Raw genomic sequence first — 12,896 nt, forward strand, 5'->3', positions numbered from 1 at the left:
TTCCCCCAGAGAGACTTTCTATTTTTTAGTTTCCAATTGCAAAGGTTAAGGTGCCACTTGCGGCTAATTTCCCATCAACTTCTGCTTTTGCCTCGACAACTGCAATAGTGCCACGGCGTTTAACAAATGTCGCAGTCATGATTAATTGATCACCTGGAACAACTTGTTTTTTAAATTTAACTTTATCCATACCTGCGTAGAAAACTAGTTTCCCTTTGTTTTCTTCTTTTGATAATTCTAGGACACCTGCTGTTTGTGCTAAGGCTTCCATGATAAGAACACCAGGCATTACTGGATAGCCCGGGAAATGCCCTTCAAAAAAAGGTTCATTGATTGTAACATTTTTCAAAGCTATAATCTGATCATCTGACACTTCCAATACACGGTCAACTAGAAGCATTGGGTAACGATGGGGCAAAGCTTCTTGAATAGCTTTAATATCGATCATTTAATTCTCACTAATCCTTTCCCAAATTCGACTAAGTCCTCATTGTTAACAAGAATTTCAGTTACTATTCCATCACATGGGGCTGGAACTTCATTCATCACTTTCATGGCTTCGATGATTAAGAGTGTTTGTCCTTTTTTAACCTGGTCACCAACTGTAACAAAATTGTCTTTCTCAGGTGCTGAAGATAAATAGGCAACACCCACTAAAGGACTATTCACTACCTGACCTTCTGCACTTGTTGATTCTTCCTCTGAAAGATTGCTTCTTGAGCTATCAAATGTCAATTCAGTCTCCGACTTTTCACTAAGTTGTTTTGATGGACTTTGTGGTACCTCAAATTCTCTTTTTTGATTTTCTATTTTAACTTCATTTTTACTAAATGAAATAGCTTCTTCTTTGGTTTGGTATGTAAATTCTTTAAGACTTGAATCATCAAATTGTGCCATCAAATCTTTAATATCTTTGATTTCCATTAATTATTCTCCCACTTTTTGAAGGCTAAAACAGCATTGTGTCCGCCAAATCCAAAAGTATTTGAAATAGCATACTTAATTTCTGCTTCTTGTCCTTGTCCCATAATGACATTTGCTTCAATATCTTCAGATAATTCTTGAGTTCCAGCAGTCATTGGGATGTAAGAATGTTGCATAGCTTCTAAAGTTGCAATAGCCTCTACTGCACCAGCAGCACCAAGTAAGTGACCTGTAAATGATTTAGTTGAAGAAACCGGAACTTGTTTTCCTAAAGTTGCAACAATGGCACTACTTTCACCTTTTTCGTTGGCTGGTGTAGAAGTTCCATGAGCATTTACATAATCTACTTGATTAGCTTCAATACCAGCTTCATTTAAGGCTAGTATAATTGCCTTACGCGCACCGAGACCTTCTGGATGAGGAGAAGTCATATGATAGGCATCACAAGTATTCCCGTAACCGACTACTTCAGCTAAAATAGTTGCTCCACGTTTTTGGGCATGCTCTAAACTTTCAAGCACAAGCATCCCAGATCCTTCACCCATAATAAATCCATTACGATCTTTATCAAATGGAATTGAACTGCGTTTTGGATCTTCTGTAGTAGATAAAGCCGTCAAAGCCTGGAAGCCAGCGATAGCAAATGGTGTGATTGCTGCTTCTGCACCACCGACAACCATGATATCTTGTAAACCAAACTTAATTGTATGGAAAGCATCACCAATGGCATCGTTTGAAGAAGCACATGCTGTATTAATTGATTTACAGATTCCTTGTGCTTTCAAACGCATTGCCACATTTCCAGCAGCCATGTTTGGTAAGGCTTTTGGTAATGTCATTGGTTTCAAGCGTCGTGGTCCTTTTTCATGAAGTCGAATAACTTGATCTTCAATTTCTTTAATCCCCCCAATACCTGTCGCTACTATAACACCAAAGCGATCTGGATCTAAACTATCTAAATCTAATTTAGCATTTTCAACAGCTTCTAATGAGGCATAAAGGGCATACAATGAATACATGTCAAAACGATTCAAATCTTTTCTGATAAAATATTTATCAAAAGGAAAATCATCTATTTGGGCCGCATTTTTCACTTGATAGTCACTGCTGTCAAATTTGGTAATTGGTCCAATCCCAATATTTCCTTCTTTCAAGTTAGTCCAAAATTCTGCTGGTGTATTTCCAATTGGTGATGTTACACCATAACCTGTAATTACAACTCTAGTTCCGTTCATTCTCATTCCCCTATACTTATTGCATGGTTACGCCACCATCAATGGCGATAACTTGTCCTGTAATATATTCTTGACTGGCTAAAAAGAGAGCTAACTGTGCTACTTCTTCTGGCTGACCAATGCGTTTCATTGGAATTTGACTTAAAATCGATGTTTGCATTTTTTCTGGTAGTGCACCGGTCATGTCTGATTCAATAAAGCCTGGTGCAATTGCATTAACAGTTACTTTACGACCAGCAACTTCACGCGCAACTGACTTTGTAAAACCAATTAAACCAGCTTTTGAAGCAGCATAGTTAGCTTGGCCAACATTACCTGTTAGACCAACAACGCTTGAAAGGTTAATAATTGCACCTTGTCGAGCTTTAGTCATGGGTTTCAAAACAGCCTGGGTCATATTAAAGACACCAGTTAAATTGATTTTTAGGACTTGTTCAAAATCCTCTTCTGTCATTTTTAAAAGAAGTTTATCATTGGTGATTCCAGCATTGTTAATCAAGACATCAATTGTCCCTAATGATTGACTAGCTTCTTCAACCATCCGTTTTGCGTCATTGTAATCTGACACATCACCAGAAATCGCCAATGCTTGTCCAGAATAATCTTTAAACTGACTTAATAAATCCTCCGAAATTTTTGAGCGACCATTAATGACAACATTAGCACCTGCTTTTGCAAATTGATGGGCAATTGCTAGACCAATGCCTCGTGTTGAACCTGTAATAAAAACATTTTTCTCTTTTAAATCCATTAATTTACCTTTCTATTGATTAAGATACTGTTTAAGACTCTCAACCGAGTCGATACTTATACATGATAAATTTTTGTCAATTTTTTTAACAAATCCAGTAAGTACTTTTCCTGGACCAATTTCAACAAAATGGTTAATTCCCATTGAACGAATGGTCTCAATACTGTCATAGAATCTAACTGGTTCCATTACCTGTCTAGTTAACAACTCCTTAATTCGACTTGATTTCATAACACTTGCTTCTGTATTACCTACAAGTGGAACCATTATCTCTTTGAAATCTTGTTTTTCAAGAACTTTTGCCAACTCTTGACTTGCTGACTCTAGCAGTGCCGTGTGGAATGGACCAGATACATTCAAAGGAATCATTCGTTTAACCCCTTCTTCTTTCAGCAATGCCAAAGCTCGTTCAACTGCCTCAACTTGACCACCAATCACAATTTGATTTGGTGTATTGTAATTAGCAGGAGCCACGACTCCTAAAGAAGACGCCTGCTCACAGGCAGTCTCGATTATAGATGCATCCGTGTTCAAAATAGCAACCATTTTACCAGTTCCGGCAGGAGCAGCTTCTTCCATTAATTGTCCTCTTTTTTGGACCAATTGCAGAGCATCTTCAAAAGAAAGTGCATCAGTAGCTACCAGTGCAGAATATTCGCCAAGTGACAAACCAGCAACTAAATCAGGATGAATCCCCTTTTCGACTAGGAGTCTGTATATAGCTACTGAAGTCGTTAAAATGGCTGGTTGAGTATATCTGGTTTGATTGAGCTTTTCTGAATCTTGATCGATTAAAGAACGAATATCATAACCCAAAACTGAATTGGCCTGCTCAAACGTTTCTTTAACAATTGGATATGTGTCATACAAATCTCTAGCCATGCCAACTGTTTGAGCACCTTGTCCTGCAAATAGAAATGCATGTTTCGTCATCTTTTTTCCTCTTTTTCCAGTCTAGATTCTGCTCACTGAAGCCCAGCGCTGTGCTTCTTTATTGATAACATCGGCAGCTGTGTAGAAAATATCTTCTAGAATTTCCTGACATGTCTCTTCTTTGTTGATTAAACCAGCTATTTGCCCAGCCATAACAGAGCCATTAACAACATCACCGTCAACAACCGCATCACGTAATGATCCCGCACCCATTTCTTCAATATCCTCAACCGTTTTTAAATCAGAAAGATATTCTTTTTCTGCTTTTGCATAAGCTGAAGTTAGTTTATTTTTGATTGAGCGAACTGGATGTCCAACAACTTGAGCAGAAACAACTGTATCAATATCTTTGGCCTTGAGGATTTTATCTTTGAAATTTTGGTGCGCATTTGATTCGGTTGCGATGGCAAATCTTGTTCCAACTTGCACCGCTTCAGCTCCCAGCATAAAGGCTGCGGCCGCGCCAGCTCCATCACCAATTCCACCAGCAGCAATAACGGGAATTGAGATTGCTTCTACAACTTGACGAACTAAGGTCATCGTTGTTAATTTTCCAATGTGCCCACCAGCTTCCATTCCTTCAGTGATAACAGCATCAACACCTAGTTTTTCCATTCGTTTTGCTAATGCAACACTTGGAACAACTGGAATAACTTGAATTCCTGCTGCATGAAGGCGCTCCATATAACGACCAGGGTTACCCGCACCAGTAGTAACTACTTTTACACCTTCTTCGATAACGAGATCGACAATGTCGTCTGCAAAAGGCGAAAGGAGCATAATATTAACTCCAAAAGGATTTGAAGTAATTGACTTTACTGTATCAATATTAGCTTTGACAACTTCCTTGGGTGCATTTCCCCCGCCAATAATACCTAAACCACCAGCATTTGAAACAGCCCCGGCTAAATCACCATCTGCTACCCAAGCCATACCCCCTTGGAAGATTGGATATTTGATATTTAATAATTCAGTAATACGTGTTTTCATTAATTTTTCCTACTTTACTCAAGAAAATAGTTTGATTATCAAACTATTATAAAAAAAGAAAGAGTGAGTTAGGTCCAATAAAGGGGCTAATCTCACCCACAAGTCAAAGATAATCTTATTAGTAAGCTAATTTTAGATGAACTTTTATCTGTTTTTCTTATTTAGTTTTTGATTCAACATAGGCAACTAAATCACCTACTGTTTTAATGCCTTCTTCAGTTTCAATTTGGATGTCGAACGCATCTTCAATTTCAGAGATAACTTGGAATACATCAAGTGAGTCAGCATCCAACTCGTCAAAAGTTGTTTCCATTTTCACTTCTTCTGCTTCTTTACCAAGTTCCTCAACGATAATTTCTTGAACTTTTTCAAATACTGCCATTTTTATTTTCTCCTTAAGTAATGTAGATGTTTTTTATAAATGTGCTAGGCACATGATATAACTAGATTTTAACAATTAGACTTCCCCATGTCAAACCTCCACCGAAACCGGCAAGCAAGATTGTTTGGCTACCATCTAATTTAATTTTCCCATTTTTAACTGACTCTGAAAGCAAGATTGGGATACTTGCTGCACTGGTATTTCCATAAGTCATCATATTCTCAAGAAATTTTTCTCGAGGTAAAGCGATCTTTTGAGCCATTTTATCTAAGATACGTCGATTGGCTTGATGGAAAAAAACATAATCAATTTCTTTTTTGCAAATAGCAGAGCTATTAATCAATTCAGAGACGCTTTTTGAGACATCTCGAATGGCAAAGTCAAAAATTGAGCGACCATCCATAGTCAAATAAGGATTTGACTGGCTAGTTTCAGAATAAGGTGAAGCCAATGGCTTCTGATCAGCTTGTAAACTCTGACCACGTGACCCGTCAGTATGTAGTGATTCAGCCAAAAAATGTTTTTCTTGACTCTCTTCAAGTAAGACCCCTCCAGCACCATCACCAAATAGTACTGCAGTCGTTCGGTCTGACCAATCAATTGTTTTTGATATAACTTCTGCCCCGATAACTAGTCCCTTTTTGTACTGTCCTGAAGCAATCAATTTCTCACCCATCGCTAAAGCATATACAAAACCACTGCAGGCAGCAGATAAGTCAAAGGCAAAAGCATGACTTGCTTTTATTTTCGCTTGAACCAAGGCTGCCGTAGAAGGCATCATCGAATCAGGCGTAATCGTTGCCACAATAATAAAGTCAATTTGATCTGAATTAAGTTTAGCTCCTTCGATTAATTGAAGAGCGACCTGACTAGCTAGATCACTTGTATTCTCATTAAAGCTAATAAAACGTGATTCAATTCCTGTCCGTGATTGAATCCACTCATGACTTGTATCAAGAATTTGACTTAGTTTATCATTTTCAATTTTTTGGTCTGGAACATAGTGTGCTACTTGACTGATTTTTGCAAAAGGCATTAAATCAAGTCCTCCAAGAATTGATGTAAGTTTTTGAGACCTTTCAATAGGGCTTCCATGCTTTCCTCATCCATACCTTCAGTCACATGACCGACCATATTTTTATGAAATTTAGCATGCAATCTATTGAGTAGTCTTCCCCGTTTTGTCAGAGATAAAAAAACGACGCGACGGTCGTTGACTGACCTTGTCCGATTAATATAACCTTTTGCTTCAAGTTTATTTAAACTAGTTGTGACTGTACCTAAGGTAACCATTAGTTCCCTAGCTACGTCACTTGGTGTGACATTGTCATATTTTCCGATAATCTCAATGGTATGCATTTCTTTTAGTGAAACATCGTTAAATTGACTAGTCTTTAAACTAATTTCTTCAATTACTAAAATCCTATTAAAGACGTCGACTAAGTAATCATTGATTTTATTGTATTCCAATTCTACACCTCCCAGCAAATAAGCTTTGATAGTCAAATTATATCAAACACCAAAGTATTTTGCAAGATGAGTTACTTATTGCCCCATAAAGTTAGGTCTTCTTCTTTCAGCATAGGCTATAACACCTTCTTTAAAATCTTCCTTAAAGGCTAGGTCTTTTTGGCTTTGCAATTCTTGTTTAGCATAAGCATCCCAATCTGAGAAATTACTTTGCCAAATCAACCCTTTCATTGCTGCATAAGAATTAGAAGATCCTCTTCTAAGTCGTTTTAGCAATTGTTCCAATGCTCTATTTAGTTTTTCAGGCTCTACAGCTTTATAGACAAAGCCATAATCAAAGGCTTTTTCAGCAGTAACGCTTTCACCTGTCATCACCAAATGAGTTGCTTTATTGACGCCAACAGCTCTAGTTAACAAGTATAAGCCTCCAGCATCAGGAGCTAATGCAACATTTACAAAAGCTTGGACAAATTTGGTATTAGTGCTTGCCAGACAAAAATCAACAGCTAAAGCAATATTGAATGCTGCACCAGCTACTGCCCCATCCGCAGCTAAGATAACAGGCTTGGGTAATTGCTTAATCTCAAAAGAGATATCTTGAACAAGCTCAGCTATTTTCACTAAAGAATTAACATCATCCTGCTCGACTGCTTCTTGCATTTGCACCAAGTCACCACCAACTGAAAAAATTTTCCCCTCAGCTTGGATAACAAGAAAACGAACTGCTTGTTTTTTTTTGACAATTGCTAGCGCATCTAAAATTTCTTGACACATGGGGATATTAAATCCATTGGCTACCTCCACTCGATTAAATGTAAGGTAGGCTGTATCTTCATCAATTTCAAAAAGAATATGCTGATAATTCATGACTTCTCACTTTCTAATACACAAATTATTTTATACTCAAATAATTTGATTATCAAACTATTTAAATGTATTTTACACTACTTGAAGAAATCATGCAAGAAAAATATAAATATTATTTTGAAATCTTTGCTAATTCCATACAAAAAAAGATAGAGAGTTAGCACTCTATCTTTTTTAAATATCCTCAATGACATCTTTCATTTTATCAAAGAAACCCTTTTTCTTAGGGCGTGAAATACTTTCACCACTTGCTGCGGCGAAGGCTTCCAATGCTTCTTTTTGTTGATCATTTAATTTTGTCGGTGTCACAACATTAATGGTTACATGTTGATCACCTTGGCCAGCTCCGCGAAGTTTTGGAGCCCCCTTGCCTTTGAGTCTAAAGACTTTACCTGTTTGTGTTCCTGCTGGGATAGACATTTCTACCTCTCCGTGCACTGTCGGGATATCAACATTTGCTCCCAGAGCGGCCTGAACAAAGCTGATGTTCATTGTGTAATAGATTGTAGAGCCATTTCGTTCAAACTGTTTGCTTGGCAATACATTTAAAATAACAAAAAGATCGCCATAAGGCCCACCATTTGTTCCAGCTTCACCTTGTCCTTGAAGGCGGATTTGTTGACCAGTTTCAACTCCTGCAGGAATTTTGACAGAAACTTTATGTACTTCTTTTTCATGACCTGTTCCGTGACAAGTTTGACATGGTTCTTTGATTTCTTTACCTGTTCCGTGGCAGACATCACATGTAACTTGGCGACGCATCATACCAAGTGGTGTCTGTGTGTCCACATTGATAACACCTGCACCATGACAGCGTCCACAGGTTACAGGACTTGTACCTGGTTTAGCTCCAGAACCATTACATGTTGAACAACTTGACTCACGGTTATAAGTAACCTCTTTTTCGGCACCAAAAACAGCTTCCTCGAAACTTAGATTGACACGGTATTGAAGGTCATCACCTTGACGAGGCGCATTAGGATTACGCATGCCACCGCCGCCGCCGAAGAAACTTGAAAAGATATCTTCAAAGCCACCAAAGCCAGCCCCATCAAAACCGCCACCAAAACCGCCTTGTCCTCCAAAGCCGCCTTGCGCACCAGCTGCACCATATTGATCATAGGCAGCTCGTTTTTGCGAATCACTTAATGTTTCATAAGCTTCTTGAACATCTTTGTATTTTTGTTCAGCTCCGGCTTCTTTGTTAATGTCTGGATGATATTTTTTAGACATTTTTCGATAAGCTTTTTTTATTTCATCCGAGGAAGCATCTTTTGATACCCCAAGACGTTCATAAAATTCAGTATTATTCATATATTTAGTTTCCTCCCTTCGATGACTAAGTCCTTAAGGCAGGTTAATTTCCTCTCTATGTTATAGACTACTTCAAATTTCACACAAATCATTTGATAGCCTTTTATTATGGTTGCCAAGAAATCCAATAATGATAGAAAGATTTCTTTTTAGTTGACCTATAGTAGCCAAAACAGACGGGGCGAGGCGCCCCGCCTTTTTGGAATACTACTATCGTTCGTTGAATTGAACTAGTTTTTGCCCCTCGCTTCCTATTTCTAGGCTCGCGGGATAAAACAGTCCACAGGACTGTTTTATTTTTCCGTGAATTCACCATCTACAACATCATCACCATTTGAAGCTTGGTCTGTAGATTGAGCGCCTTCAGCGCCTTCAGCACCTTGAGCTGCTTGTTGGGCTGCTGCAGCTTGTTCATACATCTTAACTGCTAATGCTTGAGCTTTTTCATTTAATGCTTCAAGTTTAGCTTTCATTTCTTCAAGGTTACCTGATTCTTGAGCAGCTTTTAATTCATCAAGAGCTGATTGAGCAGCATCGCGTTCTGTGTCGAATCCTTTGCCTTCGGTTTCTTTAATTGTTTTTTCAGTTGCGAAAATAGCTTGGTCAACTTCGTTTTTAAGGTCAACTTCTTCTTTGCGTTTCGCATCTGCTTCAGCATTAGCTTCAGCATCTTTCATCATACGATCGATTTCATCTTCACTCAAACCATCATTTGATTTAATAACGATATGTTGTTCTTTTTGAGTACCTAGGTCTTTTGCTTTAACAGAAACAATACCATTTTTGTCAATATCAAAAGTTACTTCAATTTGAGGGATTCCGCGTGGTGCAGCTGGAATATCAGTCAATTGGAATCGACCAAGTGTTTTGTTATCTGCTGCCATTGGGCGTTCACCTTGAAGTACATGGATATCAACAGCTGGTTGGTTATCTGCTGCTGTTGAGAAGACTTGTGATTTAGAAGTTGGAATGGTTGTGTTACGATCAATTAGTTTAGTAAATACACCACCCATTGTTTCAATACCAAGTGATAATGGAGTTACATCTAAGAGTACGACATCTTTAACATCACCAGTGATAACACCACCTTGAATTGCAGCACCCATCGCTACAACTTCATCAGGGTTAACTGATTTATTTGGTTCTTTACCAGTTTCAGATTTAACAGCATCAACAACAGCTGGGATACGGGTTGAACCACCAACTAAGATAACTTCATCAATTTCCGATAATGAAAGACCAGCATCTGATAATGCACGACGAACTGGTGTTTTAGTACGTTCTACTAAGTCACGTGTAAGATCATCGAATTTCGCACGAGACATACTCATTTCTAAGTGAAGCGGGCCAGCGCTACCAGCAGTAATAAATGGCAAGCTAATTTGTGTTTGAGTAACACCTGAAAGATCTTTTTTAGCTTTTTCAGCAGCATCTTTCAAACGTTGTAATGCCATTTTATCTTGTGAAAGGTCAATACCGTTTTCTTTTTTGAATTCTTCAACTAAGAAATCAATAATTTTTTGGTCAAAGTCATCCCCACCAAGTTTGTTATCACCTGCAGTAGCTAGTACATCAAAGACACCATCACCTAATTCAAGAATTGATACGTCAAAAGTACCACCACCAAGGTCAAATACTAAGATTTTTTCTTCTTTATCAGTTTTATCCATACCATATGCTAAAGCTGCTGCTGTAGGTTCGTTAACAATACGTTCAACTTCTAAACCAGCAATTTTACCAGCATCTTTGGTAGCTTGACGTTGTGCGTCGTTAAAGTAAGCAGGTACAGTGATAACGGCTTTTTCTACTTTTTCACCAAGATAGTCTTCAGCATAACCTTTAAGGTATTGAAGAATCATTGCTGAAATTTCTTGTGGAGTGTATTCTTTACCATTTGCAGAAACTTTTTCAGAAGTACCCATTTTAGATTTAATAGAAATTACTGTTTCTGGATTTGTCACTGCTTGACGTTTTGCAGCATCACCAACGATGATTTCACCATTTTTAAATGATACTACTGAGGGTGTTGTACGATTTCCTTCTGGGTTTGCAATAATTTTTGATTCAGTACCTTCAAGTACTGCTACAGCTGAGTTAGTTGTACCTAAGTCAATACCAATAATTTTAGACATAATTTATACCTCTTTACTTTTTTCTAATACTTGTCTAGTTTAACGACTTGGCGGTCGAAATAATAATTTCGATTTTATATTAATTAGCTGAGCACAGGCTGAAATCTTAGTGAGATTGGATAAATCATATAGGAAATCAGGATTTTCTATAGATTTCCTATTTTCTTCCAGATTTCTAACGCCCTTTGCATCCTAGTTGTAAACTACTACCATTGCTGGTCTTAACAAGCGTTCGTGGAGTTTATAACCCTTTTGAAAAACTTGAGCAATAGAATCAGCTGGATGGTCATCATCGGATGGCATAGTTTGAATAGCCATATGCAAGTTGTGGTCAAATGTTTCAACAGGGACTTCTTCAATGCCTTCTTCTTTAAGGGCATTAAGTAGACTTTCTTGAACCATTTCTATACCTTTTTTAACATCTTCTGTCAAGCCTTCAACAGCCAGTGCACGTTCTAAGTTATCTAGACTTGGCAAGATTTTTTTAGCAAGGTCTTGCGAACGATAACGTTGAATCGTTTGGCGTTCTTCAGTAGCTCGACGTTGGATATTTTGCATTTCGGCATGAGCTCGAAGGTATTTATTTTCAAATTCCTCAGCACGTTCCTTAGCTAAGTCAAGCTCACTTTTTTCAGGAGCTTTTTCCTCTTCAGGAACTTCCTCAACTGTTTGATCAGTGTCAACAACTTCTTCAGTTGTTTGATTTAAATCCTCATTCAGTTCTTCGTTCAGTTCTTCGTTTTTGATGTCATCATTTGTATGTTTTGACAATTCAAGCACCTCTTTTCATATCTGTATCTATTAAAATTCATTAACTTCATAGTGGTTACTATTAAGATAACGGTAGTAGTCTCGCAATTTCATAGCTAATATCCGTCCAACAACATTAATTAAGCTGACATTCCGACGATAATTCATGTCAATTGGACCAATCAAGCTGAGTAAACCAAACCCTCTATAAGGAATTAAGAATTTGTAAGTAAGTAAACTTAAATCGGCTAAAGCAGGTTCACTACTATCAGCTACCTGAACAGTAGCCATTTCATTCTCTGCCATCCCCTGCCTGATTGAAATTGCTAGAGCTTGTTCACTATCTAAGAATTGATAGGTTTCAATTCCCGCATATCCAAGAGCATTTACCTTCCCAGAAACAAAAATCGTTTCCTGAAAAAGACTACTGAAAATATAATCAAATAAGTCGGAAACATTATCCGTAATTATGAAATATTTCTGTAGAACTTGAGGGATTTCAGTCCTTAGCTTATAATGCACATCTAACAAATCCCGACCCGTCAGCCGTTCGTCAACAATTTCTTTTAACTTGAGCAAATCACGCGCCAAGAAATTTTTCGGAATTGCAAACTGAACAGTTAGTGCTTTGGAGTCATCTAAGTTTAAAACAGCTAAAGCATCATGCGTCGACAATTGAACGATGTCAAACCCCGTCAATTTTTGTCGTGCCGGTTCCACATCAAGAATGGCTACGCTGTAACCCGTAATTTCTGCTAGAACCTGACTGGCTTTTTTTAAGATATCCTCTAAATTGAAAGCTTCGAAATCAAAAGCTTTAACCATCTGATAAACATCATGTTCGTCAATGCTATCAAGACTCAAAGAATGCTCTACAAAAAATTTAAAGCCAGCTGGACTCGGCATGCGTCCGCTAGAAGTATGAGCTTTTTCAAGTAATCCCATTTTTTCTAGTTTAGCCATCTCGTTCCTAATAGTTGCACTGCTTGATTCGATACTGGCTTGGAGCGCTTTTGACCCAACAGGTTCATGTGTTTGAGTAAAGAGGTCAACAATTAGATTAAGAATTTCATTTTGACGTTCTGTTATCATTAACAATCCCCCTTTTTACATTAGCACTCTACTAGCTAGACTGCCAACTTATATTT

General features: G+C 37.9%; 14 protein-coding genes. All 14 read right to left on the reverse strand.

Annotated features, from left to right (window positions below; all coding sequences use genetic code 11):
* Window positions 1-25: 25 nt before the first annotated feature.
* The gene (gene fabZ, locus MKY69_RS08475; RefSeq protein WP_003104549.1) at window positions 26-448 is read right to left on the reverse strand and encodes a 3-hydroxyacyl-ACP dehydratase FabZ; all 423 of its coding nucleotides are present in this window, start codon (window positions 446-448) and stop codon (window positions 26-28) included.
* Entirely contained in the window at window positions 445-924 is a 480-nt protein-coding gene (accB, locus tag MKY69_RS08480) for an acetyl-CoA carboxylase biotin carboxyl carrier protein (protein WP_003103660.1), read from the reverse strand. The genes fabZ and accB overlap by 4 nt, the downstream gene beginning before the upstream one ends.
* Window positions 924-2,159: a beta-ketoacyl-ACP synthase II gene (fabF, locus tag MKY69_RS08485; protein WP_003103325.1), complete on the reverse strand. Its 1,236-nt coding sequence runs from the start codon at window positions 2,157-2,159 to the stop codon at window positions 924-926. Before fabF ends, accB begins: the two co-directional genes overlap by 1 nt.
* Before the next feature lie 16 nt (window positions 2,160-2,175).
* Window positions 2,176-2,910: a 3-oxoacyl-[acyl-carrier-protein] reductase gene (gene fabG, locus MKY69_RS08490; protein ID WP_071519197.1), complete on the reverse strand. Its 735-nt coding sequence runs from the start codon at window positions 2,908-2,910 to the stop codon at window positions 2,176-2,178.
* Between the two features lie 12 nt (window positions 2,911-2,922).
* Entirely contained in the window at window positions 2,923-3,843 is a 921-nt protein-coding gene (gene fabD, locus MKY69_RS08495) for an ACP S-malonyltransferase (RefSeq protein WP_340791453.1), read from the reverse strand.
* Between the two features lie 21 nt (window positions 3,844-3,864).
* Window positions 3,865-4,833, reverse strand: a complete 969-nt coding sequence (gene fabK, locus MKY69_RS08500) for an enoyl-[acyl-carrier-protein] reductase FabK (RefSeq protein WP_340791455.1) — start codon at window positions 4,831-4,833, stop codon at window positions 3,865-3,867.
* A 157-nt stretch (window positions 4,834-4,990) separates the two neighbouring features.
* Entirely contained in the window at window positions 4,991-5,215 is a 225-nt protein-coding gene (locus tag MKY69_RS08505) for an acyl carrier protein (protein WP_003102750.1), read from the reverse strand.
* A gap of 61 nt (window positions 5,216-5,276) precedes the next feature.
* Complete coding sequence (locus MKY69_RS08510) at window positions 5,277-6,251, reverse strand: beta-ketoacyl-ACP synthase III (protein ID WP_003105070.1); 975 nt, start codon at window positions 6,249-6,251, stop codon at window positions 5,277-5,279.
* Window positions 6,251-6,685: a fatty acid biosynthesis transcriptional regulator FabT gene (fabT, locus tag MKY69_RS08515; protein ID WP_003107571.1), complete on the reverse strand. Its 435-nt coding sequence runs from the start codon at window positions 6,683-6,685 to the stop codon at window positions 6,251-6,253. Before fabT ends, MKY69_RS08510 begins: the two co-directional genes overlap by 1 nt.
* A gap of 75 nt (window positions 6,686-6,760) precedes the next feature.
* Complete coding sequence (gene fabM / locus MKY69_RS08520; RefSeq protein WP_003107572.1) at window positions 6,761-7,552, reverse strand: trans-2-decenoyl-ACP isomerase; 792 nt, start codon at window positions 7,550-7,552, stop codon at window positions 6,761-6,763.
* A 174-nt stretch (window positions 7,553-7,726) separates the two neighbouring features.
* Complete coding sequence (gene dnaJ, locus MKY69_RS08525) at window positions 7,727-8,866, reverse strand: molecular chaperone DnaJ (RefSeq protein ID WP_003105587.1); 1,140 nt, start codon at window positions 8,864-8,866, stop codon at window positions 7,727-7,729.
* A 293-nt stretch (window positions 8,867-9,159) separates the two neighbouring features.
* Window positions 9,160-10,998, reverse strand: coding sequence for a molecular chaperone DnaK (dnaK, locus tag MKY69_RS08530; RefSeq protein ID WP_003107573.1), 1,839 nt, complete (start codon window positions 10,996-10,998; stop codon window positions 9,160-9,162).
* 192 nt (window positions 10,999-11,190) lie between these two features.
* Window positions 11,191-11,769, reverse strand: a complete 579-nt coding sequence (grpE, locus tag MKY69_RS08535; RefSeq protein WP_003105282.1) for a nucleotide exchange factor GrpE — start codon at window positions 11,767-11,769, stop codon at window positions 11,191-11,193.
* A gap of 30 nt (window positions 11,770-11,799) precedes the next feature.
* Window positions 11,800-12,840 (reverse strand): heat-inducible transcriptional repressor HrcA, encoded by a 1,041-nt coding sequence (gene hrcA, locus MKY69_RS08540; protein ID WP_003102500.1) that lies wholly within the window; start codon window positions 12,838-12,840, stop codon window positions 11,800-11,802.
* Window positions 12,841-12,896 lie beyond the last annotated feature (56 nt).

Origin of the sequence: Streptococcus sp. FSL R7-0212 (assembly GCF_038007985.1) — a bacterium.
Lineage (GTDB): Bacteria > Bacillota > Bacilli > Lactobacillales > Streptococcaceae > Streptococcus > Streptococcus parauberis.